This is a genomic window from Candidatus Nanopelagicales bacterium, assembly GCA_041393815.1.
Classification (GTDB): Bacteria; Actinomycetota; Actinomycetes; order S36-B12; family JAWKJK01; genus JAWKJK01.
In genome coordinates this window covers 169,509-194,596 of record JAWKJK010000006.1, presented here as the reverse complement: position 1 = coordinate 194,596, position 25,088 = coordinate 169,509, and the positions used below count along the sequence as shown (strand labels likewise).

Below are 25,088 nucleotides of genomic sequence, written 5' to 3'. Positions count from 1 at the left end.
TAGGGGGTATGCGAACGACCTCCGCGCGGACCCGCCGCGCCGCCGCCCTGCTGCTCGCCGCCGTCGCCGCCACCGGCACCCTCGCCGCCTGCTCCTCCTCGGAGAGCACCACCGACTCCGCCGCCACCGCGACCGTCCAGGGTCCGCAGGCGGGCGGGTCCACCGCGGCCGCCGCGGCCGTCGAGGGCGTGCAGAAGGTCGGCGTGGACGAGTTCGCCGCCGTCGTCGCGACGCCGGGCGTCGTGGTCCTCGACGTGCGCACGCCGGAGGAGTTCGCCGCCGGCCACCTCGAGGGCGCCACCAACATCAACCTCGAGGGCCCCGACTTCGTCGCCCAGATCGACCAGCTGCCGCGCGACACCACGTACGCGGTCTACTGCCGCAGCGGCAACCGCAGCGGCGTCGCCGCCGGCCAGATGGGCCAGATGGGCTTCACCTCCGTCGCCGACCTCGACGGCGGGATCGTGGACTGGGAGGCCGCCGGCCAGCCGGTCGTCAGCTGACGACCGCACCGGCAGGCTCGGGGTACCGTCGACCGGTGCCCCTGCGCGCTCTCGCCGCCGCGGGCCTCGCGGCCGTCCTCGCCGTCGGGGTCCCCGCCGCGGCGACCGCCGTCACAGACGCGGCACCGCGGCCCGCCGCACAGCAACCCACGGCGCCGCGCGCCCTCCCCCCGTACCACCCGGCGAACCTCACCGGGCTCGACGGCGCCGGCCAGGTGGTCGTCGTGACCGCGCGCGGCTGGCGCTCGACTCGTGGCTGGCTGCGGACTTACGAGCGCCGCACCGACGGGGCCTGGCGCCAGGTCGACCGGGCCGTGCCCGCGTGGCTCGGCCGGCACGGCATGGCGCCCGCGGCCACCCGCCGGCAGAGCACCGGCACCACCCCCGCGGGGACGTTCGCCCTCGTCGGCGCCTTCGGCTCCCGGCCCGACCCGGGGACCGCGATGCCGTACCGGCGGTTCGACCGCGACGACCGCTGGCCCTACGACCCGCGCGACCCGGCCACGTACAACGTGCTGCAGACCCGCGACGCCCCCGGCCGCTGGCGCCCCTGGTACGTGGAGCACCTGTGGCGGCTGCGCGACCAGTACCGCTACGTGGCGGTCATCGACTACAACCTGCCGCCCGGCCCGGTCGTGGTCCGCGACGGCCTGCGAGTGACGCTGCGCCCGGCGGACACCCGCGCCGGCGGCGGGATCTTCCTGCACGTGGACGACGACCGGCCGACGGCCGGGTGCGTCGGGATCGACGTGGACCGGATGCGCCGGGTGCTGCGCTGGCTGGACCCGGCGGCCCACCCGCACATCGTCATCGGACCGACCTCGGCCCTCCCCCGGGCCTGACCCACGGACCGGCATCACGGCCGCCGAGGAGATCTCGCGAGTGCTCGCTCGTGGTGGTTTCGGGACGTCCCGAAACCACCACGAGCGAGCACTGGACGGGGCTGCGGGTCCGGCCGGGCCGGGTAGCCGCGGTCGCGGTGTCAGAGGCGGCGGTCGGGCAGCACGGGGAACGCGTCGCGCCAGGCCTGCACGCGGTCCGGGTCGATCTCGGCGACGAGGACCTCCTCGCCCGTGCCGGCCTCGGCCAGCACCTCGCCGTGCGGGTCGACCACCAGCGAGCGCCCCCCGATCGGCACGCCCGCGTGCGTCCCGGCGCCGTTGCAGGCGAGCACGAACGCCTGGTTCTCCACGGCGCGGGCCCGCGCCAGCAGGGTCCAGTGCGCGATCCGGCGCTCCGGCCACCCGGCCGGCACCAGGAACGACTCCGCGCCCAGCTCGGTGAGCCCGCGGAACATCTCCGGGAACCGCAGGTCGTAGCAGGTCGCCAGCCCGGTCGGGCCCAGCGGGCTGTCGGTGACCACGAGCCGCTCACCGCTGCTCATCAGCGTCGTCTCGCCGCCGTCGAAGCCGAACAGGTGGACCTTGCGGTAGGTCTCGGCGATCTCGCCGTACGGGGACACCAGGACGCTGGTGTTGAAGTGCCGCCCGTCCGGGGTGACCTCGGAGAACGACCCCCCGTGCACCCAGGTCGCGGTGCTCTCGGCCACCTCCCGCAGCGCGGTCACCACCTCGTCGCCGAGGCCCTGCGCGTGCTTCTCCGCCAGGTCGACGGCGAACGCCCCCACGTGCCACATCTCCGGCAGCAGCACCAGGTCCGCTCCCGCGGCGGCCTCGCGGGCCAGGTCGACCACCCGGGTCAGGCGGTCGTCGACCGACTCCGCGTCGGTGACCTCGAGCTGGACCAGGGCGACGCGTACGGGTGCTGCGGGCATGGCCGCAGGATAGGCACCGGCGGGGCCGCGGGTGACGCGCTCGTGCGTACGCTGCGGAGCGTGACGACCCCCGCCGCCGGACCGCCGCTCACCCCCCTGCCCGGCACCGGCCTCCGCCTCGACGACGCCGACGTGCCCACCCTGGTCGCGGTCTGGGCCGGCAGCGCCGCCGCGATGCGCGACCTGGCCGCCGACCTCGACGACGCGCAGTGGCGCACCTCCACCGAGCTGCCGGGGTGGACCGTGCGCGACCTCGTGGCGCACGGCACGGCCATCGAGCGGACCCTGCTGGGATGGGCCGACCCCGCGCACGAGCCGGACTGGACGTCGCTGCCGCACGTCACGAGCGACTTCGGCCGCTTCACCGAGGTACCGGTGGACCTGCGCCGGTCCTGGACCCGGGACGCGGTGCTGGCCGAGTGGGACGAGACGTTCGCGGCCCGGGCGGAGGCGCTGGCCGACGGTCCGCAGGGCCTCGACGACGAGGTGCCCGGCCCCTTCGGCGGCACGATGGCGATGCGACGGCTGCTGCGGATGCGGATCTTCGACCTGTGGGCACACGAGCAGGACGCCCGGCGCGCGCTGGACCTCCCCGGAGGCCTGGACTCGCCCGGAGCGTGGGTGTCCGCCGGCCAGATCGCATCGGCGCTGCCGTACGTGTGGGGCAAGGTCGTCGGCGCCCCGCCGGGCGCGACGGTCGCGGTGCGGGTCACCGGCCCGGGGGTGCTGCTGGTCCAGACCGTGGCGGTCGGGCCGGACGGCCGGGCCGCCCGGGTCGCCGACGCCGCGGTCGCGCAGCCGACGGTCGGGCTGACCTGCTCCTGGCCGGACCTGGTGGCCCTCGGCTGCGGGCGGGTGGGCCCGGCCTCGCTGCGGGGGTCCCTGGACCTGACCGGCGACCCCGACCTCGGCGACCGGCTGTTGCCGGCCCTGGCCATCACCCCGTAGCCCCACGACGCCCCCTGCGGGCCGACCCGCGAACCCCGGCGCGCCGTTCGTCCGCGTACCCTCGGGCCGTGACCCGAACCCCCGCATCGCGGCGTCGCCGCGGGCCGGCCCGCCCCGTCCTGGCCACCGCGACGGCTCTGCTGGTCGCCCTGCTGGCGGCGCTCGCCGGACTCGCCGCGGCCCCGGCCGCACAGGCCCATGCCGACCTGGTGTCGACCGACCCCGCCGACGGGTCCGCCCTGGACTCGCCGCCGACGGAGGTCACGCTGACCTTCAGCGAGGACGTCCTCGACGCCGGCACCCAACTGGTGGCGGAGGGTCCCGACGGGACTCGGATGCCGCTGCCCTCGGCCGTGACCGGCCCCGACGTCACCGCCGCCTGGCCGGCCGACGCGGCCGGCGGGGACTGGCGGGTCGACTGGCGGGTGGTCGCGGACGACGGCCACACGCTGACCGGAACGCTGCGCTTCTCCTACCCCGGCACGGCGACGCCCTCCGCAGGATCGACCGCCTCCCCGGAGCCGAGCCTGCTGGTCGAGACCCGGGAGTCGGCGCCGAGCGAGTCCGCGGCCGCATCCCCCCAGGGCGGCCCGTCGTCCGTCGCGGCATCCCCCGTGGCGGCGCAGGAGGACGCCGGGAGCGGCGGTTCCGCCACGATCATCCTCATCGGGGTTGCGGCACTGCTGGCCGTCGCCGCGGGCGTGCTGTGGGTGGTCGCCCGGCGGTCCGGGTGACCGTTACGCGGACCTCGACCCGCAGCCGCCCGACCGAGAACACCCGGGCGGGCCGCCTGCTGGTGCCGCTGGCGATCGGCGTCGTCGCCGTGGCCACGCTGGTCGCCTCGATGGTGCTGGCGGGCAGCGCGTACGAGCCCCCCGCGCCGGGCCTGCCCGACCCGGGCGCAGGGGTCGGCTGGGGCCTGCCGGTCGTGCTGCTCGGCGGCGTCGTCGCGGGCGTGCTGACCTGCGGGTGGCTGCTGGGCGCGGCCTTCCTCGACCCGCAGGGCGCCAAGGGAGTGGTGTCCCCGGTGGGCCGGGCGGACCTGGTCCGCGCCGCGTGGGCCTCCGCGGTCTGGGCCGTCCTCGCGGTCGCGGCGTTCTTCCTGACGCTGGCGGACATCCTCGGCGTCCCGCTGTCGCAGGCGCTGTCGCCGGACCTGGTCCAGACGTACGCGTGGGAGCTTCCGCAGACGCAGGCCTACGCCCTGGTGGCACTGGTCGCCGTCGTCGTCGCCGTAGGCGCCGCGCTCACGGCCACCGTCGGCACCGCCGCCGCCTGGCTGCTGCTGGCGCTGATCGGGCTGGCGACGCCGTCGTTCGCCGGCCACGGCTCCGGCCTGGGGGACCACGCCCTCGCGCTCACCGCCGGACTGGCCCACGTGGTGGCCAGCGCGCTGTGGGTCGGCGGGCTGGTCGCCCTGGCGTTGCACGCCTGGCGACGCGACCCCGGGATGGTTCGCTCCGCGCGCGCGTTCAGCCGGGTCGCCATGGTCGCCGTCACCGTGCTCGCGCTGTCCGGGCTGGCCAACGCGTACACCCGGATGGACTCGCCCACGGAGCTGCTCACCACGGACTACGGCCGCCTGGTGCTGGCGAAGATCGTTCTGCTCGGGGTCCTGCTGGTGCTGGCGGCGCGGATGCGCGCGCGGATCCTGCCCGGGCTCGAGGGCCCCGGCGGACGGCTGGCGTTCGCAAAGCTCGCCCTGGTCGAGATCACCCTCATGGCCGCCGCGATCGGGGTGGCGGTGGCGATGTCGCGCACCGCGTTCCCCCGGGTCGAGGAGTCGCTGCCGTCGTACGCCGAGACCCTGCTGGGCTACCCGTTCCCGCCCGAGCCGACCATCGCCCGGGTGGCGCTGGGCTGGATCTTCGACCCGTTCTTCCTCACCGCCAGCCTGGTGGCCGCGGGGCTGTACGTGTACGGCGTCGCCCGGCTGCGCGCCCGCGGCGACCGCTGGCCCTGGGGGCGCACGGTGGCGTGGCTGCTGGGCATCGGCACGGTGATCTGGTCCACCAGCGCCGGCATCGCGGTCTACGCGCCGGCGTCGTTCAGCATGCACATGCTGCAGCACATGACGCTGTCGATGGTGTCGCCGATCCTGCTGGTGCTCGGCGCCCCGACGACGTTGGCGCTGCGCGCCATCCGGCCCGCCCCGCCCGGCCAGCGCGGTCCGCGCGAGTGGATCGTGTGGGCGCTGCACACCCCGTTCACGAAGTTCATCACCCACCCGCTGTGGGTGCTGTTCGTCTACACGGTGGGGCTGTACGGGCTGTACTTCACCCCGATGTTCGCGACGCTCATGGGCACGCACCTCGGGCACGTGCTCATGCAGGTGCACTTCCTGGCCGCGGGCTACCTCTTCTACTGGGTCGTCATCGGCGTGGACCCGACACCGCGCCGGCTCCCGCACTGGGCCCGGCTGCTGCTGCTGCTCGCGTCGATCGTCATCCACTCGTTCTTCGCGGTGCCGATCATGATGTCCGAGGTCCCGCTGGCGGTGGAGTGGTACGGCGTCGTGCAGCCGCCGTGGATCACCGACCTGGTGGCCGAGACGAACGTCGGGGGAGGCATCGCCTGGGGCTTCGGGGAGGTGCCGTCGCTCATCGTGCTGGTCGCGCTGTCGGTGCAGTGGGCCCGCAGCGACGAGCGGGAGGCCCGGCGGCACGACCGCAAGGCCGACCGCGACGGCGACGCGGACCTCAAGGCGTACAACGCCCACCTCGCCGCACTGGCCGACCGGCACGAACGCCACGAGCGGGCCACCGCCCCCCGCGACAACCCCGGCCGGTAACCCCCGTCCCACACTGGTGGAACGTACGAACAGCGCTCGAGCGCGCGGGAGTGGTCGGACGTTCCACCGGGGGTGTCGAGCGGTACCCCGGCGGTGCCGTCAGCCGAGGGCGAGCGCGAGCGCCGGGTCCTCCAGGAAGTCCGCCACCGCCCGCAGCACCCGCGACCCGAGTGCCCCGTCGACGAACCGGTGGTCGAAGGACAGCGTCAGCTCCATCACCTGCCGCGGCACCACGGCCCCGTCCACGACCCAGGGCCGGGCCAGCACCCGCCCCATCGCCAGGATCGCGGCCTCCCCCGGGTTGAGGATCGGCGTCCCCCCGTCGACCCCGAACACCCCGACGTTGGTGATCGTGATCGTGCCGCCGAGCATCTCCTCCGGCGCGGTCCGCCCGGCCCGGGCGCGCTCGGTCAGCGCGGTCAGCGCCGCAGCGAGCTCCGGCAGCGACAGCCGGTCCGCCGCCTTGATGTTCGGCACCACCAGCCCACGCGGCCCGGCGACGGCGATCCCGAGGTTGACGTCACGCTTGCGCACGATCTCCCCGGCGGCCTCGTCGAAGGTCGCGTTCACCGACCGGTTGCGACGTACGGCGTACAGCAGGCCGGCGGCGACCAGCGTCAGCGGGGTCACCTTCGCCCCGGCCATCCCCTCGTGGTCGCGCAGCCGCGCGACCAGCTCCACCGACCGCGTGACGTCGACATCGACCCACTCCGTGACGTGCGGTGCGGTGAACGCGGAGCGCACCATCGCGTCGGCCATGGAGCGCAGCACCCCGCGTACGGGGATCCGCTCCTCCTCGGGTCCCGTCGCCACCACCGGTCGCGCAGCCGCCCGCCCGGTGTCGGCCGTGAGCCGGGCGGCGCGCTCCACGTCGGCCCGGGTCACGTCCCCGTGCCGACCGGTGGCGTCGACACCGGCCAGCTCCACACCCAGATCGCGGGCGAGCTTGCGCACCGGAGGCTTCGCCCGGACCCGTGCGGAGGGCGCGGGCGCGCCGGCGGCGAGATGGTCCTCGACCGTACGCCCGACCTCCAGACCCCCGGCCCGCACCGGCCGCGCGGCCTCGCCGGGCGGCCCCGCGTCGGGGGCGAGCATCCCGTGCGGGGTCGCCGCGGGCCCGGTCGGGACCTCCACCGGCTCCCCGGTCAGCGGGTCGGCAACCCGTCGGGCCCGTCGCCGGGGCACGTCCGCACCCTGCTTGACGCCGTAGCCGACCAGGACCGCTTCCCGTTGCGGCGCAGCGGGTTCGGCCGCCACGGCCTCGACCTCGTCGACCACGACCTCCGCTCCGGCCGCGCCGGCCGCCGACGCAGCGGCGCCGCCACCCGCGGAGCCGCCCACGACCGTCAGCAGCGGCGTGCCGACCGGCACCAGGTCGCCCTCGCCGACGAACAACTCGGACACCGTGCCCTCGTACGGGCAGGGCAGCTCGACCGCCGCCTTCGCGGTCTCGATCTCGCAGATCATCTGGTTGACCTCGACCCGGTCGCCGGGCGCGACGTACCAGCGCAGTAGCTCGGCCTCGGTCAGCCCCTCGCCCACGTCCGGCAGCCGGAACTCGCGGAACTCCTCCATCGCCGCCACCTCCTCAGTACGCCAGTGCGCGGTCGACGCCGTCGAGCACGCGGTCGAGGTCGGGCAGGTACTCCTCCTCGATCCGGGCGGGCGGGTACGGCGTGTCGTAGCCGCCGACCCTCAGCACCGGGGCCTCCAGCTCGTAGAAGCACTCCTGCGTGACCCGGGCGGCGATCTCCGCGCCGAGTCCGAGGAAGACCGGCGCCTCGTGCACCACCACCAGGCGTCCGGTGCGGCGCACCGAGTCGACGACCAGGTCCAGGTCCAGCGGCGACAGGGACCGCAGGTCGACCACCTCCAGGGACCGGCCCTCCGCCGCCGCCGCCTCCGCCGCCTCCAGGCAGGTACGCACCATCGGGCCGTAGCAGACCACCGTCACGTCGGTGCCGGGCCGCACGACCCGGCCGCGGAACAGCGACGGCGCCCGGTCCAGCGACACCGACTCGTCCACCTCGCCCTTGTCCCAGTAGCGCCGCTTGGGCTCCAGGAACACGACCGGGTCGTCGCAGGCGATCGCCTGCCGGATCATCACGTACGCGTCCATCGGGTTGGACGGGGACACCACGCGCAGCCCGGCGGTGTGGGCGAAGTACGCCTCGGGCGACTCGCTGTGGTGCTCGACCGCCCCGATGCCGCCGCCGAACGGCAGCCGGATCACCGCGGGCATCCGGGTGCGGCCGGCCGACCGGGCATGGTGCTTGGCCAGCTGGGACACGATCTGGTCGAACGCGGGGTAGACGAACCCGTCGAACTGGATCTCGACCACGGGCCGGTAGCCGCGCATGGCCAGGCCCACCGACGCGCCGACGATCCCGCTCTCCGCCAGCGGCGCATCGATCACGCGGGCCTCACCGAAGTCCTTCTGCAGCCCGTCGGTGATCCGGAAGACGCCGCCGAGCTTGCCGATGTCCTCCCCGAACAGCACGACCTTCGGGTCGTCCTCCAGCGCCTTGCGCAGCCCGGCGTTGAGCGCCTTCGCCATCGTCATCACGGTCATGGCCGCCCCCCGTGGGAGTCGGCGAACGACGCCAGGTACGACTGCATCTGCGCGCGCTCGGCGTCGATGAGCGGGTGCTGCTCGGCGTAGACGTGGTCGAACATCGACGTCGGCGCCGGGTCCGGCATCGAGCGGCAGCCGTCGCGCAGCCGCACCGCCATCGCCTCCGCTTCGGCGTCGACCGACTTGAAGAACGCCGCGTCGGCCTTGCCGCTGCGGGCGAGGTACGACTTCACCCGCTCGATCGGGTCCTTCAGCTTCCACTGCTCCAGCTCCGCGGCGACCCGGTAGCGGGTGGGGTCGTCGGAGGTGGTGTGCGCGCCCATCCGGTAGGTGAAGGCCTCGATCAGCGTCGGTCCCTCGCCGTCGCGGGCGGCGTCCAGCGCCGCCTGCGTGACCGCGAGGACGGCGAGCACGTCGTTGCCGTCCACCCGGATGCCGGGGAACCCGAACCCGGCGGCCCTGCGGTACAGCGGGATCCGGCTCTGCCGCTCCAGCGGTTCGGAGATCGCCCACTGGTTGTTCTGGCAGAAGAACACCACCGGCGCGTTGAAGACCGACGCGAACACGAACGACTCGTTCACGTCGCCCTGGCTGGTGGCGCCGTCGCCGAAGTACACGATGACCGCCTCGTCGGCGCCGTCGCGCTGGATGCCCATCGCGTAGCCGACCGCGTGCAGGGTCTGGTCGCCGATGACGATCGTGTAGAGCGCGAAGTTGTGCTCGTGCGGGTCCCAGCCGCCGTCGGTGACGCCGCGGAACAGCCCGAGCAGCTGCAGCGGGTCGACCCCGCGGGTCCAGGCGACACCGTGCTCGCGATAGGTGGGGAACGCGTAGTCGTCGGGCCGCAGCGCGCGACCGGAGCCGACCTGCGCGGCCTCCTGGCCCAGCAGCGGCGGCCACAGCCCGAGCTCGCCCTGGCGCTGCAGCGCGGTGGCCTCGGCGTCGGCCCGGCGCACCAGCACCAGGTCGCGGTACAGGGCCCGCAGCGCGTCGTCGTCGAGGTCGACGTCGTACTCGGGGTGGTGGACCCGCTCGCCCTCCGGGGTGAGGAGCTGGACGAGCTCGGGGCCTCCGTCGGCGGTCATGGGTGGGACCTCCTGGGGCGTGGCCGGGTTACCCGCATCCTCCCCCCGCCGAGTGGTGACCTGTGGCTGTTTTGGATCGATCGACTTCCACCACAACCCTCCACTCGCGGAGGGGGGCGGGGGGAGGGCGGGGGGAGGGCGGGGGGCGACTGCGGGCGTACGGTCACGGCCGTGACCGACGATCCGCTGCTGCGGCTGGGCACGCGGCGGGGCCGGATCGCCCTGGCGGCGCTGATCCTCGCGTCCGGGCTGGCGTTCCTCGACTCCAGCGTCGTCAGCGTCGCGCTGCCGCGGATCGGCGCGGACCTCGGCGGGGGGCTGGCCACCCTGCAGTGGGTCCTGGACGCCTACCTGCTCACGCTGGGGTCCTTCCTGCTCGTCGGCGGCAGCCTCGGCGACGTCCTGGGCAAGCGCCGCATCTTCGCCTGGGGAGTCGCGGCGTTCGGGGTGTCCTCGCTGCTGTGCGGCCTGGCCCCCTCCGGGTCGACCCTGGTCGCCGCCCGCGCGGTCCAGGGCGTCGCCGCCGCGCTGCTCGTCCCGGGCAGCCTGTCGATCATCACCGCGGCGTTCAGCGACGCGGAGCGACCGCGGGCGATCGGCCTGTGGTCCGGGCTGTCCGGGCTGTTCACCATGCTCGGGCCGTTCGTGGGCGGCTGGCTGGTGGACACCGGTGCCTCCGGCTGGCGCTGGGTGTTCCTCATCAACGCGCCGTTCGTCCTGGTGGTCCTCCTCCTCACCCGCCGGCACGTCCCCGAGCTGCCCGGCGCCCGCGCCCCCGGCCCGCTGCCCGGCCAGCTGGACATCGCCGGCGGAGTGCTGGCGGTCGTCGGACTCGGCCTGGTCGCCGGACCCCTGATCGAGTCGGCCCGGCTGGGTGCCGCACTCACCGCTGCCCTCGTCCTCACCGGCGTCGTCGTGCTGGCCGTGCTGGTCGGCTGGGAGCTGCGCACCGAGCGGCGGTACGACGCCGGCGCCCGGCGCATCCCGATGCTGCCGCTGTCGCTGTTCCGGATCCGGACCGTGGCGGTGGCCAACCTGGTGACGTTCTGGGTGTACGGACCCGTCGGCGGGGTCTTCTTCCTGGTGACGGTGCAGCTGATCGTGACGCTGGGGTGGTCCGCGCTCGCCGCCGGAGCCGCGGGGCTGCCCATCACGGTCACCCTGGCCCTGCTGTCCGGCCGGGTGGGCGGGTGGGTCCCACGGGTCGGCGCCCGCCCGCTGCTCGTGGCCGGCCCGGCCGTGATGGCCGGCGGCCTGCTGCTGCTGGGGACCGTGTCGGCGGGGGACACGTACGTCACCGGGGTGCTGCCCGGGATCCTGGTGTTCGCCGCCGGTCTGGTGCTCGTGGTCGCCCCGGTCACCTCCGCCGCGCTGTCCGACGTGGGCGGCCGTCGGGCCGGCGCCGCCTCCGGGGTCAACAACGCGGTCGCCCGCGTGGCCACCCTGCTCGCGGTGGCCGCGCTCCCCGCCGCCGCCGGGATGCTCGCCGCGGGGGACGGGGGCGGAGGGGGTGGCGAGTCCGGCGGCACCGGGGTGGACCCGGCGGCCTTCGCCGCCGGCTATCCCACGGCCCTAGCGATCGCGGCGGGCCTGTGCGCGGTGGGGGCCGTCACCGCCCTCGCCCTCCCCCGCGGCGCGCTCCGCTCGCCCCCGGGCCGTCCCGCGGGTCGGTCCACCGGCCCGAGTTAGGGCACACTGTCCCCCATGCCGATCCGCGTGTTCCTCCTCGACGACCACGAGGTCGTCCGCCGGGGCCTGGCCGACCTGCTCGGCCTCGAGAGCGACATGGAGGTGGTGGGCGAGGCCGGGACCGCGGCCGACGCCCTGCACCGCCTGCCCGCCGCCCGTCCCGACGTCGCCGTCCTGGACGTCCGCCTGCCCGACGGGTCCGGCGTCGAGGTCTGCCGCGACATCCGCTCGCAGCTGCCCGACGTGCGCTGCCTGATGCTGACGTCGTACGCCGACGACGAGGCGCTCTTCGACGCGATCATGGCCGGCGCCTCCGGGTACGTGCTCAAGGAGATCCGCGGCAACGACCTGGTCGAGGCGATCCGGCAGGTGGCCGGCGGCAAGTCCCTGCTCGACCCGGCGGCCACCCAGCGGGTGCTGGAGCGACTGCGCGACGGGGAGAAGCACGACGACCGCCTCGACGCGCTTACCGAGCAGGAGAAGCGCATCCTCGAGCTGATCGGTGAGGGCCTGACCAACCGGCAGATCGGCGAGCGGCTGCACCTGGCGGAGAAGACCGTGAAGAACTACGTGTCCTCCCTGCTGGCCAAGCTCGGCATGGAGCGCCGGACGCAGGCGGCGGCGTACGCGGCCCGGATGGCCGCCGAGCGCGAGGCCGGCCACCACTGAGCCGAGGTCGCGCCCACGCGCGGCCGGCACGCGCCACCCCCGGTCCGCCCGGACGGCCGGGCGAGCCTGACCGTCCGGCCCCCGGGCACGGATCCGTTCGTGCCCTTCCGGTCCACGGCGGCGTGGCGGACACTCGCCTTATGGAGGAGATGCCTCCCGCCTCGCCGGGCGGCAGCAGCACCGCGAGCCCGTCCCGGATCCGCGCGCTCGGGCCCCGCCTGGGCCTGGGCGCCGCGGGGCTGCTGCTGTGCGCCGTGCCGGTGCTCGCCCCCGCCCCGTGGGCCTCGCTGGCGGTCGGCCTGGTCCTCGTCGCCCTCACGGCCGCCGTGGCGCGCGTGGCGTCCTGGCCCTGGTTGGTCGGGCACTGGCTGGTGGTCTCGGCCGCGTACGCCGTCGCCACGCTCGGCGCGGACCGGCTGGACGCGGGCACCGTGACCGTGCTGGTCGGCGCGGGCCTCGCGGCGGGTTTGCTGACCTCATGGTCGGCGAGCCGGGCCCGCGCGGGCTCCGTGCACGACGCCGCCAGCGGGGTGCTCGCCCCCAGCGGCCTGGACCTGGTCGCGGGACGGCTGTACGCCTGGTCGCAGCGGCACGCCCAGCCGGTCGGGGTCGCGGTGGTGCAGGTGCAGCGGGCGCGAGCCGCGCCCCCGCTGACGCAGCTGGTCGACGGCTGGACGGCCCGGCTGCGCGGGGAGGACCTGCTGGCGCGGCTGCGGGGCAGCACGTTCGCTGTCGTCCTCCCCGGCGCGTCCCCGGACGGGGCGGCCACGGTCTGCCGCCGGCTGACGGAGGTCGCCGGGCCGGGGTGGCGGACCACCGGGTGGGGCGTGGCGGCGTGGGGTCCGGCGGAGGACCTCGACGAGGTCCTCGCGGAGGCGACCCAGGAGATGCGCCGGCAGCGGCGTCACGGTCGCGCCGACCCGTCGGACACCGGGTAGCCGCCCACCGGCACGCAGCGCTCCCGGGGAAGCGGCCCTAGCGGACCGGGACGCGCCAGACCAGGCGGGTGCCGCCGTCCTCGTCGGCCCGCTCGACCAGGCAGGAGCCGCCCAGCGCCTCGGCCCGGACCAGCAGGTTGGTGATGCCCGAGCGGCGCCCACCGGCCACCGGCATGCCGACGCCGTCGTCGGTGACCCGCAGCACCACGTCGTTGTCCTCGATCTGGACCAGCACCTCCGCGCGGCCGGCGCGGGCGTGCCGAGCGGCGTTCGACAGCGCCTCACGGACCGCCGCCACCAGGTGGTCGGCCACCCCCGACGGCACCAGGGAGTCGACCGGGCCGGCGAACCGCACCGCCGGGGAGAAGCCGAGGGTCGACGCGGACTGGGCGGCCTCCCGCAGCACCCGGCCGCGCAGGCCGGTGGCCGGGCCCTCCACCGGCTCGTGCAGGGCGAAGATCGTCTGCCGGATCTCCTTGATCGTGGCGTCCAGGTCGTCGACCGCGCGGGACACCCGCTCCTTCACCGCGTCCGGGGTGCCGGGGACCCGGGACACGCCCTGCAGCATCATCCCGGTGGCGAACACCCGCTGGATGACCAGGTCGTGCAGGTCGCGGGCGATCCGGTCGCGGTCCTCGTACACCACGAGCCGCTCGTGCTCCCGGCGGGCCTCGGCCAGCACCAGGGTCACCGCCGCCTGGGTGGCGAAGGCCTCGGCCAGCTCCAGCGCCTCCTCGGTGAACGGCGGGGCGTCGTTCTCCCACAGCAGCACCAGGATCCCCAGGACACGGGCCGGGGTGCGCAGCGGGATGACGACCATCGTGCCGAAGATCCCGACGCTCTCGCCGTCCTCGGTGACCGGGGCGTCGTCCAGGTCCAGCGAGTGCTCGACGGTCGTACGGCCCTCTCGGTAGGCGCGACGCAGGACGGAGGCCTCCGGTACCGGCTGTCCCACCCACGCGCGCAGCCGCCCGGTGTCCAGGCGGGGCACGTGCCGCCGGCGCCGGGACCGGTGCACCGACCAGCGCGAGGACGGCGGCTCCTCCTCGCTGTCCGGGTCGCGCACGTCCACGATCTCCACCGTGAGCACGCCGTCGGAGTCCGGCAGGACGACCGCGGTGACATCCGCCGCCGCCAGTACCCTGGCGCGGAACGCGACCAGCTCCAGCACCTCGCCCGCGTCGGCTCCCGACAGCACCGCGTTGTCGATCTCGGTGACGGCGCGCTGCCAGCGCTCCCGCTGCCGGGTCCGCTCGTACAGCCGGGCGTTCTCGATCGCGACGCCGGCGGCGGCCGCCAGCGCCATGACGGTGTGCTCGTCGTCGGGGGTGAACGCGCCGCCGCCGCGCTTCTCGGTGAGGTAGAGGTTGCCGAACACCTCGCCGCGGACCCGGATCGGGACGCCGAGGAACGACGTCATCGGCGGGTGGTGCGCGGGGAACCCGGCGGACGAGGGGTGGGCCTTCAGGTCGTCCAGCCGGATCGGCACCGGGTGCTCGACCAGCAGCCCGAGGATCCCCTTGCCGCTGGGCAGCGGCCCGATCTGCTCGGCCGTCGCGGTGTCGATCCCGACGTGGACGAAGTCGACCACCCGGCCGTCCGGGCCGAGGACGCCGAGCGCGCCGTACGTCGCGTCGACCAGGTCGACGGCGGCCTGGACGATGCGGCGCAGGGTGGCGCCGAGCTCCAGGCCCGCGGCCACGGCGACGACGGCGGAGAACAGTCCCCGGTCCCGGTCGTCGCGCACGGCCGTCATCCTGGCACGCGCGGCGCTGTCCGGCTCGTCCGGTTCGGGACCAAGGGCCCGGCCCCGGTCCTGGCCGGGCCCGACCCGCTACCCGGCGCCGCCGGCCGCCGGACCGGGAACGGCCGTGCCCGGCGGCACGGCCGCGGTGAGCGCGGCGAGGTCGAGCTGCTCCCGCTCGGCCTCCCACCTCCGGGCGTACCACCCGTCCCCGGCGACGAGGGCCTCGTGCGGGCCGGCCTCGGCGACCCGGCCATCGACCAGGACGACCACGCGGTCCACCCGCTCCAGGCCGCGCAGCCGGTGCGTGACCAGCAGGGTCGTGCGCCCCTCGGTGACGTCGAGCAGCACGTCGCCGAGAGCGTCGGCGGTCTGCGGGTCCAGGTGCTCGGTGGGCTCGTCCAGCACCAGCACCGCGCGGTCGGCCAGCAGCAGCCGGGCCAGCGCCAGCCGCTGCCGCTCCCCGCCGGACATCCGGTGGCCGAACTCCCCGACCTCCCCCTCGAGCCCGCCCGGCAGCGCCCGCAGCCAGGGACCCAGTCCCACCCGGTCGAGGGCCGCGGTGAGAACCTCGTCGTCGGCCTGGGGTGCCGCCAGCCGCAGGTTCCCGGCGACCGTGGTGTCGAAGACGTGCGCGTCCTGGCCGAGCAGCCCGACCACCGCACGGACGTCGTCGCCCTCGAGCTCCGACAGCTCCGTGCCCGCCAGGCGGGCGGAGCCCTGGTAGTCGAGGAAGCGCAGCAGCACCGCGGCGAGGGTGGACTTGCCCGCCCCGCTCGGACCGACCACCGCGACCCGCTCGCCGGGGGCCAGGGCGAGGTCGACTCCGCGCAGCGCCGGCGCGCCGTCGTCGCGCCAGCGCGCGACCAGGCCGGTCGTGGCGACGGCGTACGGCCCCGTGGGCACCGCGGCGGGGCGGTCCGGCTCGTGCACGGGGACGGGGGCGTCGACCACCTCCGCGATCCGCTCGCCCGACCCGCGCACCCGCTGCAGCGCCAGCGCCGAGGAGGGCAGGGTCGCGAGCACGTCGTACGCCGCCAGCGGCAGCAGCGCCACCACCGCGAGCCACACCGGCTCCAGCCGGCCGTCACCCACCGCGGGGACGGCGGCGAGCAGCGTCAGCACGACGGCCAGCCCCTGGACCAGTGTCCCGATCCCCGCGGCCGAGCCGAGTGCCGCCGCCTCCCGCCGGGCCAGCCCGGTGAGCTCGTCGTCCAGACCGCCGGTGCGCCGCAGCGCCTGCCCGGTGGCGCCGTACGCCAGCAGGTCCGGCGTCCCGCGCAGGGTCGAGACGACGGCGGCGCTGAGCTCGCCGCGGGCGGGCGCCAGGCGCGCCTCGGCCCGCGCACCGGTGCGCGCCGCCAGCCAGGGCACCGCGGCCAGGCCGAGGACCAGCGCGACCCCGAGGATCAACCCGGCGGTCGGCAGCACCCAGGCGACGAAGGCGACGGTGATGGCGCTGACGAGGACGGCCTGCGCCCAGGGCAGCACCACCCGCAGCGGCAGGTCCAGCGCGGTGTCGACGTCGGCCACCAGCCGCGCGAGCAGGTCGCCCCGGGTGAACCGGGCCAGGCCGACGGGGGCCAGCCGCTCCAGCCGCTCGTAGACCGCGACGCGTAGCCCGGTGAGGCCGCGGAACGCGGCGTCGTGGCCCACCAGCCGCTCGGCGTACCGGAACACCGCGCGGCCCAGGGCGAAGGCGCGCACGCTCGCGGCGGCCACGGACAGCGACAGCACGGGGGGCTGCGTCGACGCGGTGGCGACCAGCCACACCGAGAAGCCCAGCAGCGCCACGGCACTGGCCGACGCCAGGAACCCGACGAACGCCGCCAGTGCGAGCTCGCGACGCTGGGCCCGCATGGCGTCCCACACCCGGCGCACCGGGCCGTGCGCGCTCACCAGCCGCTCCTGGTGACGGTGCCGCGGGCGGACGCGGCGGCGTCGCGCTCGGCCGACGCGAACGCGTCCTGGGCGGGGTCGGCAGGATCGGGCAGGGCCGCCCCTGCCGGCGGGGCGACGTGCAGGACCAGGTCGGCCAGGGCGACCACGGCCGGGCGGTGGGCGACCACGATCACCGTGCGGCCGGCCGCGGCGGCGGCCCGGATCGCCTCGACGACGGCCTGCTCGCTGGCCCCGTCGAGGGCCGCGGTCGGCTCGTCGAGCAGGAGCACCGGCGCGTCGGTGAGCAGGGCCCGGGCCACGGCCACGCGTCGCCGCTGGCCGGCGGACAGTCCGCCGCCGGCCTCGTCCAGCCGGGTGTCCAGTCCGTCGGGCAGCGCCGTCATGTCGGCGAGCACCCCGGCGGCCGCGAGCGCCGCGCGCACGGCGTCGTCGTCGGCATCGGGACGCCCGAGCCGGACGGCGGCGGCCACCGTCGGCTGCTCGCCGGAGCCGGGGGCGACCAGCTGGGGGCTCTGCGGCACCCAGGCGAAGCGCGCCCGCCAGGCCGCCGGGTCGGCCTGGGCCTGGTCGACAAGGGTGCCGTCCGCGCCGCGCAGCGCGACGACGCCGGTGGTCGGCGGGACGAAGCCGAGCAGGACCGCCAGCAGGGTGCTCTTGCCTCCGCCGGAGGGCCCCACGACCGCGACCACCTGCCCCGGGGCCGCCTCGACGGTGGTCGGGTGCAGGGCGGGGGCGTCACGGCCGGGGTAGGTCACCGACACCGACTCGACCAGCACGCTCGGCCGGTCGGGCGGGACGACGGTCCCACCGGCCAGCGGAGCCGGGGTCTCCAGCAGCTCGAACAGCCGCTGGGCGGCACCGAGGCCCTCCGCCGCGGCGTGGAAGTGCTGGCCCACCAGGCGCAGCGGCAGGTACGCCTCCGGGGCCAGCAGCAGGATGAACAGGGCCGGCGCGTACGCGATCTGGCCCTCGGCCAGCCGCAGGCCGACCGACACCGCCACCAGCGCCACCGACAGCGTCGCCAGCAGCTCCAGCGCCAGCGACGACAGGAAGGAGACCCGCAGCACGCCCATGGTCGTGCGCCGGTAGCGGTCGCCGATCGCCCGGAGGGCGCGCACCTGGGCCTGCGCGCGGCCGAGGACCTTCAGCGTCGGCAGTCCTGCCACGAGGTCGAGGAAGTGGCCCGACAGCACCGCGAGGGTGCGCCACTGCCGGTCGACCCGGGACCGGGTGTAGAGCCCGATCAGGATCATGAACACCGGGATCAGCGGCAGCGTGACCGCCACGATGACGGCCGAGAGGATGTCCTGGCCGAGGATGGTGAGCAGCACCGCCACCGGCACGATCACGGCGAGCACCAGCTGGGGCAGGTAGCGGGCGAAGTACCCGTCCAGGGCGTCCACGCCGCGGGTCACCAGGGTGGCGACCTCGCCACCCGAGCTGCCTGCGGGCCCCGCGGGGCCGAGCGCCACCACGTGCTCCAGCGCCGCCTCGCGCAGCTCCTGCTTGGCCCGGGCGGAAGTGCGGAACGCGGCGGCCTCCGCGCCCCACGCGATCGCGGCCCGGGCGGCGACCACGGCGGCCAGCGCGCCGACCCCGGACGCCACGGTGTCCAGGCCCGCCCCGCCCGCGGTGACGTCGACGATGACCCCGGACAGCAGCCGGGCCTGCAGGATCACCAGGACCGCGGTGGCGGCGCCGAGCACCACGGCGAGCAGCAGGAACCCGCGGGTGCTGCGCGCGTAGCGCAGCAGGCGCGGGTCCAGCGGTCTCATAGCGGGACCATCCTGCCTCCACCCCTCCGATCCGCGACCGCGGCCCCACCCGGTCACGGCGCTGGTGGAACGTCTGACCGCGCCGCGCGCAGCGCGCGGCGGTCAGACGTTCCACCAGCCCGGGTCAGACGTTCCACCGGGATGAAGCACGTGGGTCCCACTCGGCGCCGGCCTGCGGGCCGGGAACGGCGACGGCGCCGCGGGGGCCAGGACCCCGCGGCGCCGTCGAGTGCCGTGCGCCGTGCCGTCCGCGCTATCCGGCGGCGCCGGCGAACCGGTCGTCCGCGCGGCCCGGGGTGGCCTCCGGCGGGATCATCGAGGTGCTGATCCGCTTGCGGAACACCCAGTAGGTCCACCCCTGGTAGACCAGCACGATCGGCGTCATGATGACCGCCACGATCGTCATGACCGTGAGCGTGTACGACTGCGACGACGCGTTGTAGATCGTCAGGTCGTACGCGGCGTCGATGGTGCTGGGCATGACCCGCGGGAACAGGGCCAGGAACAGCGACGCGACCGCGAGGGCGATGGTCAGCGAGGACAGGATGAACGCCCACCCGTCGCGGCCCTTGAGCGCCATGAACAGCGCACCCAGGAACGCCACCGCGGCGACCAGGACCACCGGCAGGGTGACCGGGACCCGCTGCGAGAACGCCTGCGTCCACAGCAGCGCACCCACGGCGGCCACGGCCGCCGCCAGCCCGAGCGGCACGATGAGCTTGCCGGCGGCCTCGCGCATCTCGCCCGAGGTCTTCAGCCGCAGGAAGATCGCGCCGTGCGTGGTGAAGACCAGCAGCGTCATCACGCCGAGCAGCAGCGAGTACGGGTTGAGCAGGTCGAAGAACGAGCCGGTGTAGTTGAGCAGGCTGGCGTCCTTCAGCACGACGGTGCCGGTCGGGTCGACCGGGTTGAGCGCGATCGGCTCGATCGCGGTGCCGCGGACCACGTTGCCGAACGCGACGCCGAACAGCAGCGCGGGCAGCGCCGACCCGACGAAGATGCCCCAGTCCCACATCCGGCGGCCGCGGGCGGTGTCGGCCTTGCCGCGGTACTCGAACGCCACGCCGCGCACGATCAGCGCCAGCAGCACCAGGAACAGCGCGAGGTAGAAGCCGCTGAACATGGTCGCGTACCACAGCGGGAACGCCGCGAAGGTCGCGCCGCCCGCGGTGAGCAGCCACACCTCGTTGCCGTCCCACACCGGGCCGATCGTGTTGATCATGACCCGGCGGCGCAGCTCGTCCTTGCCGAGGAAGGGGAGCAGGGTGCCCACGCCGAGGTCGAACCCGTCGAGGACGAAGTAGCCGATCCAGAGGACGGCGATGAGGATGAACCAGACGGTCTGGAGGTCCATGGTCGTCTCCGTCTCTCAGTACGCGAAGTACAGCTGCTTGTCGGAATCGGACTTGGACTCCTCGTAGGGGTCCGCGACGACCTCCTCCGGGGGGCCCTGCTTGATGTACTTCAGCAGCAGCTTCACCTCGATCACGGCGAGCACCGCGTAGATCAGCGTGAACCCGATGAGCGTGATCCACACCTGCCAGGCGGGCAGCAGCGGCGAGTGGGCGTTGGAGGTGGTCTGCTCACCGAACACGATCCAGGGCTGGCGGCCCATCTCGGTGAAGATCCAGCCCGCGCTGGTGCCGATCAGCGGACCGAGAACGATGAACACCGAGGTCCAGCGCAGGAGACCCCCCGCGCCCTCGCGTCCCCTGCGGAAGTGCCAGAGCACCCACAGGGCGAACAGCGCGGCGAGCATGCCGAACCCGATCATGAAGCGGAATCCCCAGTAGGTGACCGGGACGTAGGGGACGTAGTTGCCGGGCCCGTACTCCTGCGTGTACTGCTCCTGCAGGTTGTTGATGCCCTGCACGGTCGACTCAGGGCCGTCCCAGGTGCCCGTGGCGAGCCACGACAGCAGCCCGGGGATCGTGATGATGTCGGTGGCCGTGTCGCCGGTGACGTCCCCGATCGTCAGCACGGAGAACGGCGCGTTCTCCTGGGTCTGGTACAGGGCCTCGGCCGCCGCCACCTTCATCGGCTGCTGCTCGACCATGATCTTCATGTCCATGTCGCCGGTCCAGGAGACCGCGATGGCCGCAATCAGGGTGGTGACCGCCCCGACCTTGACCGCGGGACGGAAGACGTCGGAGTCGCGCTTCTTGGCCATCATCCAGGCGCCGACGGCCATGAAGGCCGCACCGGAGACCAGGAACGCGGCCGAGATGGTGTGGAAGAACGCGATGACGGCGGTGTTCTGGAACAGCACGGTGAACACGTTGTTGAGGACCGCGCGCCCGGTCTCCGGGTCGACCTCGTAGCCCACCGGGTGCTGCATCCACGCGTTGGCCGCGAGGATGAAGTACGCCGAGATCATCGTGCCGAAGGCCGCGAGCCAGATGGTCAGCAGGTGAATGCGCTTGGGCAGCCGGTCCCACCCGAAGATCCACAGGCCGAGGAAGGTCGACTCGAGGAAGAACGCAAGCAGCGCCTCCATCGCGAGCGGGGCACCGAAGATGTCACCCACGAACCGGCTGTAGTCGGACCAGTTCATGCCGAACTGGAACTCCTGCACGATGCCGGTGACCACACCCATCGCGAAGTTGATCAGGAAGAGCTTCCCGAAGAACTTGGTGAGCTTGTAGTACTTCGGGTTCCCGGTGCGGTGCCACGCGGTCTGGAAGCCGGCGACGAGGAACCCGCTGCCGATCGTGAGCGGGACGAAGAGGAAGTGGTAGACGGTGGTGATACCGAACTGCCACCTCGAGAGGTCGAGCGCTGACATCAGGACTCCTGGCGGTCGTGTCCGACGCAGGACGCCTGGCGACCAGGCGTCCTCTGGGGCAAGCCTGTCGGCCGTGACGCTGCGTCACCTTCGGCATGAGTCCGGCTCTAACCCGACGAACGGCCCGAATCCCTAGGGACTTTGGTCCCGAACCGCGCCAGCCCTGCGTCAGGACCGCGCCGGAACGGGCTCGCCGCCGCCGGTGTCGCCGGGCCCGCCGGGCTGGCCGGGGTCCGCGGTGCCGCCGGTGTCACCGAGGTCGACGACGACCGCGCGCCCGCTGCGGACCGCGTCGTACAGGGCCCGGTCGGCCCGTCCGAGCAGGGCACGCACCGCCTCCCCGCCCGGACGGCTGCGCGCCACGCCGATGCTGGCCCGCAGCCGCAGCTCCCCGGCCGCGGTGACGATGGGGCGCGCCAGCGCCGCCCGGGCCCGCTCGGCCAGCGCCGTGATCGCGTCCGGGTCCGGCCCGCCGGTCTGCACCAGGACGAACTCGTCCACGCCGATGCGGGCCACCGACTCGCCGCCGCGCATCACCGTCGCCAGCCGGTCCGCGCAGGCGCGCAGCACCTCGTCGCCCACGAAGTGCCCGTGCTCCTCGTTCACCAGCCGGAAGTCGTCGAGGTCGACGACGTGCACGGCCACACCGGGTTCGGACGCAGGGTCGGCCGCACGGTCGGCGGCAGGGTCGGCGCCGGGCGCCGCGCCGGTGAGCGCCGCCAGCCGGTCGGTGAGCCAGGCCCGGTTCGGCAGCCCGGTGAGCGGGTCGTGCAGTGCCGCATGGCGGGCCCGCTCGACCTCGTCCTCCACGCTGACGTCCATGACGCTGCCGCGCAGCACCCGGCCCAGGCCCTGCGGGCGCGCGACCCACTCGCCGCTGAGGCGCAGCCGCACCCGGCCGCCGCCCTCCCGGGCAGCGCGCAGGTCCAGCAGCAGCCCCGGGGAGTCCTCGATCCGGTCCAGCGCGGCGGCCAGCTGGCGCGCGGACGCCCGGTCCAGCCGTCCCAGCAGCCAGTCCCAGTCGGGACCGGGCGTGCCACCCTCCGCCAGTCCGAGCACCCGCGGCGCCTCGTCGTCCCAGGACAGCCGCGGCAGCGCGGGGTCCCACTCCCACGTCGCCAGCCGGGCCGACGACTGGCGGCCCCGCAGCATCGCCAGGTCCGCGACCGCGGCCTGGTGCTCCCGCAGCCGGGCCACTACCCGCCAGGTCTCGTCGGCGATGAGCTGGGCCGTCGCGACGTCGGCGTCGTCGTACGGCTGGTCCTTGTTGCCTACGCCCAGCAGCAGGCGGACCGCGCCGCCCGCGTCGACCGCGGGCACCCCGAGGTGCCGCAGCAGCACGGAGTGCCCCTCCGGCAGGCCGCGGCGGTCGGGCTCCGCGTCGTAGTCGTTGTGCACCCGGGCGGAGCGGGTCCGGGCCGTGTCCGCCCAGATGCCGGCCCGGTCGATCGGGTAGTGCCGGTCGTACGCCGCGGTGCAGTAGTCGGCGGTACCGGTGGACCAGGTGCTCAGCTCGATGGTGACCTGGTCGTCGTTGAGGTAGTGCAGGTAGCCGATCCGGCTGCCGGTCAGCGCCTCGGCGGCGTCGATGGCCAGCCGCAGGGCGTCGCGCTCGGGGGTGTCCAGCGGCAGCCGCAGCAGTGCCGCCACGGCCTCGAGGCGACGTACCGCCAGGTCGGCGTCGGTCATCCACGGCCCCCTTGCCCGCCCGCGGGGGGGTCCGCGCGCGGCCGACCCGAGGATAGTCGGAGGAGCCCGGGACGCCGGTGGTGTTGGCTGTCCCGGTGCCCCGCACCGACCGTGCAGCCGCGCCCACCGCGCCCGCGCCGCCCCACGCCGCGTCCCCGGGCACCGTGGCCGGCGCCCTGTCGGTCGTCTACGTGGTCTGGGGCTCCACCTACCTGGCCATCGCGGTCGTCATCGAGACGATGCCGCCCCTCATCGCCAACGGCGCCCGGTTCCTGACCGCCAGCCTGCTGATGGCGCTGATCCTGGTGGTGCTGCGCGGGCCGTCGCGGCTGCGGGTGAGCGCCCGCGCGCTGGGCTCGTCGGCCCTGCTCGGCGTGGGGCTGCTCGCGGTCGGGATCGGCACGGTGTCCCTGGGCGAGCGGTACGTGCCCAGCGGCATCGCGGCCCTGCTGATCGCGGCGGTCCCGCTGTGGGTGGTGCTGCTGCGCACCGCGACGCACGACCGTCCGGGCTGGCGCACCCTGCTCGGCGTCGGGGTCGGGCTGGGTGGACTGGCCTTCATGCTGCTGCCCGGAGGGACCCAGCCCGCCTCCGGCGACGACCACGACGTCGTGGTCTGGTCCATCGCGATCCTGGCCGGCTCGGCCTGCTGGGCCTTCTTCTCCTTCCTCTCGCCGCGGCTGCCGGTGCCGGCCGACCCGTTCGTGATGTCCACCTACGAGCTGCTGGCCGGCGGGATCGCGCTGGTCGCGGTGGGCCTGCTGCGCGGGGAGACGCTCAGCCCGGGCGACTACTCGGCGCGGTCGTGGTGGGCCTGGGCCTACCTGGCCGTCGTCGGGTCGCTGGCGGCCTACACCGTCTACGTCTGGCTGCTCGGCAACGCCCCGCTGTCCCTGGTCGCGACCTATGCGTACGTCAACCCGGTGGTCGCGGTGCTGCTCGGCTGGTGGGTCAAGGGCGAGCCGCTGACCTCCGACGTCGTCATCGCCGGGTCGATCGTGCTGGCCGGCGTGGTGCTGGTGGTGTCCGGCGAGCGGCGCACGCCGCGCTCGGCGCTGCATGCGGCCCCCGAGCCGCAGCCCGAGCCGCCGCACCGGAACGACTGACTCACCGATCAGGAGGAGGCGGCCCCCGGCCGACCGAGCTCCGTCCGCAGCCGAGCGGCGACCTCGATCACCCGGTCGTTCGCCTCGGTCTCCGCGACCGTGATGCGGACCCCCTCGCCCGGGAACGGCCGCACGGTGACCCCCGCCTCGTCGCAGGCCGCCGCGAACTCCACCGTCGCGTCCCCCAGCCGCAGCCAGACGAAGTTGGCCTGGGTCGGCGCCATCGACCAGCCCTGGGCGGTGAGCGCGTCCCAGACCCGGTCCCGCTCGGCCACCAGCGCGTCCACCCGTGCGAGCAGCTCGTCCTCGGCCTCCAGCGACGCCAGCGCCGCCGCCTCCGCGATGTGGGAGACGCCGAACGGCGTGGCCGTCTTGCGCAGCGCCTCGGCCACCTCGTCGCCACCGACCGCGAAGCCCACCCGAAGCCCGGCCAGGCCGTACGCCTTGGAGAACGTGCGCAGCACGACGACGTTCGGGTGCTCGCGGTAGAGGTCGAGGCCGTCCGGGACGTCGTCGTCGCGGACGAACTCGGCGTACGCCTCGTCCAGCACGACCAGCACGTCCCGCGGGACCCGGTCCAGGAAGTCCCGCAGCTCGTCGGCGCCGACCACCTGACCGGTGGGGTTGTTGGGGTTGCACACGAACACCAGCCGCGTGCGCGCGGTCACCGCGTCCGCCATCGCCGCCAGGTCGTGCCGCTCGTCCGACGTCAGCGGGACCTGGACGCTGCGCGCCCCGGCGATCTGGGTCCAGATCGGGTAGGCCTCGAACGACCGCCACGCGTAGAGCACCTCGTCGCCGGGCCCGGCGAAGGAGTCCACCAGCTGGCCGCACAGCGCCACGCTGCCCGTGCCCAGCGCGAGGTGGTCGGCCGGCACGTCGAACCGCTGCGCGAGCGCGGCCACCAGGCGGCTGCTGAGCGGGTCGGGGTAGCGCTGGGTCTCCTGCGCCGCCCGGGTGATCGCCTCGAGGACGCTCGGCAGCGGGGGGAAGGGGTTCTCGTTGGAGGACAGCTTGTGCACCACCAGGCCCTCACGCGGCTGCGGCCGCTGACCGGCCTTGTACGACGGCAGCGTGTCCAGGTCGGGACGCGGGCGGGGGCGGTGGTCCGGCAC

General features: G+C 75.0%; 20 protein-coding genes. 9 read left to right on the top strand and 11 right to left on the bottom strand.

Annotated features, from left to right (window positions below):
- Positions 1-8: 8 nt before the first annotated feature.
- Complete coding sequence (locus R2737_16235; protein ID MEZ5117810.1) at positions 9-503, top strand: rhodanese-like domain-containing protein; 495 nt, start codon at positions 9-11, stop codon at positions 501-503.
- 35 nt (positions 504-538) lie between these two features.
- Positions 539-1,345: a L,D-transpeptidase family protein gene (locus R2737_16230; protein MEZ5117809.1), complete on the top strand. Its 807-nt coding sequence runs from the start codon at positions 539-541 to the stop codon at positions 1,343-1,345.
- A 140-nt stretch (positions 1,346-1,485) separates the two neighbouring features.
- Here the strand turns inward: R2737_16230 and R2737_16225 are convergent, their stop codons facing one another.
- A complete protein-coding gene (locus tag R2737_16225) occupies positions 1,486-2,277 on the bottom strand; it encodes a carbon-nitrogen family hydrolase (GenBank protein MEZ5117808.1) in 792 nt (263 codons plus the stop codon).
- A 60-nt stretch (positions 2,278-2,337) separates the two neighbouring features.
- Here R2737_16225 and R2737_16220 point away from each other — a divergent pair, with 60 nt between their 5' ends.
- From R2737_16220 to R2737_16210, 3 genes are all read left to right on the top strand, one after another.
- Positions 2,338-3,225 (top strand): maleylpyruvate isomerase family mycothiol-dependent enzyme, encoded by an 888-nt coding sequence (locus R2737_16220; GenBank protein MEZ5117807.1) that lies wholly within the window; start codon positions 2,338-2,340, stop codon positions 3,223-3,225.
- A gap of 68 nt (positions 3,226-3,293) precedes the next feature.
- Positions 3,294-3,959 (top strand): copper resistance protein CopC, encoded by a 666-nt coding sequence (locus R2737_16215; protein ID MEZ5117806.1) that lies wholly within the window; start codon positions 3,294-3,296, stop codon positions 3,957-3,959.
- Positions 3,956-6,016: a cytochrome c oxidase assembly protein gene (locus R2737_16210; protein MEZ5117805.1), complete on the top strand. Its 2,061-nt coding sequence runs from the start codon at positions 3,956-3,958 to the stop codon at positions 6,014-6,016. Before R2737_16215 ends, R2737_16210 begins: the two co-directional genes overlap by 4 nt.
- A 99-nt stretch (positions 6,017-6,115) precedes the next feature.
- Here the strand turns inward: R2737_16210 and R2737_16205 are convergent, their stop codons facing one another.
- From R2737_16205 to pdhA, 3 genes are read right to left on the bottom strand one after another with little or no spacing between them, the layout of a single operon-like run.
- Positions 6,116-7,591: a dihydrolipoamide acetyltransferase family protein gene (locus R2737_16205; GenBank protein MEZ5117804.1), complete on the bottom strand. Its 1,476-nt coding sequence runs from the start codon at positions 7,589-7,591 to the stop codon at positions 6,116-6,118.
- Between the two features lie 13 nt (positions 7,592-7,604).
- On the bottom strand, positions 7,605-8,588 hold the full coding sequence (locus R2737_16200) for an alpha-ketoacid dehydrogenase subunit beta (protein ID MEZ5117803.1): 984 nt from the start codon (positions 8,586-8,588) through the stop codon (positions 7,605-7,607).
- Positions 8,585-9,676, bottom strand: coding sequence for a pyruvate dehydrogenase (acetyl-transferring) E1 component subunit alpha (gene pdhA, locus R2737_16195; GenBank protein ID MEZ5117802.1), 1,092 nt, complete (start codon positions 9,674-9,676; stop codon positions 8,585-8,587). The genes R2737_16200 and pdhA overlap by 4 nt, the downstream gene beginning before the upstream one ends.
- Before the next feature lie 171 nt (positions 9,677-9,847).
- Here pdhA and R2737_16190 point away from each other — a divergent pair, with 171 nt between their 5' ends.
- From R2737_16190 to R2737_16180, 3 genes are all read left to right on the top strand, one after another.
- Positions 9,848-11,365: an MFS transporter gene (locus R2737_16190; GenBank protein MEZ5117801.1), complete on the top strand. Its 1,518-nt coding sequence runs from the start codon at positions 9,848-9,850 to the stop codon at positions 11,363-11,365.
- Positions 11,366-11,380: 15 nt separating this feature from the next.
- Positions 11,381-12,034 carry a response regulator transcription factor gene (locus R2737_16185; protein ID MEZ5117800.1) on the top strand — a complete coding sequence of 218 codons (654 nt, stop codon included), beginning with the start codon at positions 11,381-11,383 and terminating at the stop codon, positions 12,032-12,034.
- 140 nt (positions 12,035-12,174) lie between these two features.
- Positions 12,175-12,972 carry a hypothetical protein gene (locus R2737_16180; protein MEZ5117799.1) on the top strand — a complete coding sequence of 266 codons (798 nt, stop codon included), beginning with the start codon at positions 12,175-12,177 and terminating at the stop codon, positions 12,970-12,972.
- Positions 12,973-13,009: 37 nt separating this feature from the next.
- Here the strand turns inward: R2737_16180 and R2737_16175 are convergent, their stop codons facing one another.
- The 6 genes from R2737_16175 to R2737_16150 form a co-directional block, all read right to left on the bottom strand.
- Entirely contained in the window at positions 13,010-14,719 is a 1,710-nt protein-coding gene (locus R2737_16175; protein MEZ5117798.1) for a GAF domain-containing protein, read from the bottom strand.
- Positions 14,720-14,806: 87 nt separating this feature from the next.
- Positions 14,807-16,615 carry a thiol reductant ABC exporter subunit CydC gene (gene cydC, locus R2737_16170; protein MEZ5117797.1) on the bottom strand — a complete coding sequence of 603 codons (1,809 nt, stop codon included), beginning with the start codon at positions 16,613-16,615 and terminating at the stop codon, positions 14,807-14,809.
- Positions 16,612-18,393, bottom strand: coding sequence for a thiol reductant ABC exporter subunit CydD (gene cydD / locus R2737_16165; protein MEZ5117796.1), 1,782 nt, complete (start codon positions 18,391-18,393; stop codon positions 16,612-16,614). The genes cydC and cydD overlap by 4 nt, the downstream gene beginning before the upstream one ends.
- Before the next feature lie 253 nt (positions 18,394-18,646).
- A complete protein-coding gene (gene cydB / locus R2737_16160; GenBank protein ID MEZ5117795.1) occupies positions 18,647-19,747 on the bottom strand; it encodes a cytochrome d ubiquinol oxidase subunit II in 1,101 nt (366 codons plus the stop codon).
- Between the two features lie 15 nt (positions 19,748-19,762).
- A complete protein-coding gene (locus R2737_16155) occupies positions 19,763-21,178 on the bottom strand; it encodes a cytochrome ubiquinol oxidase subunit I (protein ID MEZ5117794.1) in 1,416 nt (471 codons plus the stop codon).
- A gap of 168 nt (positions 21,179-21,346) precedes the next feature.
- The gene (locus tag R2737_16150; protein MEZ5117793.1) at positions 21,347-22,867 is read right to left on the bottom strand and encodes a sensor domain-containing diguanylate cyclase; all 1,521 of its coding nucleotides are present in this window, start codon (positions 22,865-22,867) and stop codon (positions 21,347-21,349) included.
- Between the two features lie 95 nt (positions 22,868-22,962).
- On the opposite strand from R2737_16150, the gene R2737_16145 reads away from it, so the two are divergent.
- Positions 22,963-23,973: an EamA family transporter gene (locus tag R2737_16145; protein MEZ5117792.1), complete on the top strand. Its 1,011-nt coding sequence runs from the start codon at positions 22,963-22,965 to the stop codon at positions 23,971-23,973.
- A gap of 8 nt (positions 23,974-23,981) precedes the next feature.
- Here the strand turns inward: R2737_16145 and hisC are convergent, their stop codons facing one another.
- The gene (hisC, locus tag R2737_16140; GenBank protein MEZ5117791.1) at positions 23,982-25,088 is read right to left on the bottom strand and encodes a histidinol-phosphate transaminase; all 1,107 of its coding nucleotides are present in this window, start codon (positions 25,086-25,088) and stop codon (positions 23,982-23,984) included.

Bases quoted from the DNA above. Each gene is read 5' to 3' on its own strand.
- R2737_16155 (MEZ5117794.1), bottom strand. From the start codon at position 21,178: ATGTCAGCGCTCGACCTCTCGAGGTGGCAGTTCGGTATCACCACCGTC.
- cydD (MEZ5117796.1), bottom strand. From the start codon at position 18,393: ATGAGACCGCTGGACCCGCGCCTGCTGCGCTACGCGCGCAGCACCCGC.
- R2737_16200 (MEZ5117803.1), bottom strand. From the start codon at position 8,588: ATGACCGTGATGACGATGGCGAAGGCGCTCAACGCCGGGCTGCGCAAG.
- R2737_16235 (MEZ5117810.1), top strand. From the start codon at position 9: ATGCGAACGACCTCCGCGCGGACCCGCCGCGCCGCCGCCCTGCTGCTC.
- R2737_16185 (MEZ5117800.1), top strand. From the start codon at position 11,381: ATGCCGATCCGCGTGTTCCTCCTCGACGACCACGAGGTCGTCCGCCGG.
- cydB (MEZ5117795.1), bottom strand. From the start codon at position 19,747: ATGGACCTCCAGACCGTCTGGTTCATCCTCATCGCCGTCCTCTGGATC.
- R2737_16150 (MEZ5117793.1), bottom strand. From the start codon at position 22,867: ATGACCGACGCCGACCTGGCGGTACGTCGCCTCGAGGCCGTGGCGGCA.
- R2737_16180 (MEZ5117799.1), top strand. From the start codon at position 12,175: ATGGAGGAGATGCCTCCCGCCTCGCCGGGCGGCAGCAGCACCGCGAGC.
- pdhA (MEZ5117802.1), bottom strand. From the start codon at position 9,676: ATGACCGCCGACGGAGGCCCCGAGCTCGTCCAGCTCCTCACCCCGGAG.
- R2737_16205 (MEZ5117804.1), bottom strand. From the start codon at position 7,591: ATGGAGGAGTTCCGCGAGTTCCGGCTGCCGGACGTGGGCGAGGGGCTG.
- R2737_16225 (MEZ5117808.1), bottom strand. From the start codon at position 2,277: ATGCCCGCAGCACCCGTACGCGTCGCCCTGGTCCAGCTCGAGGTCACC.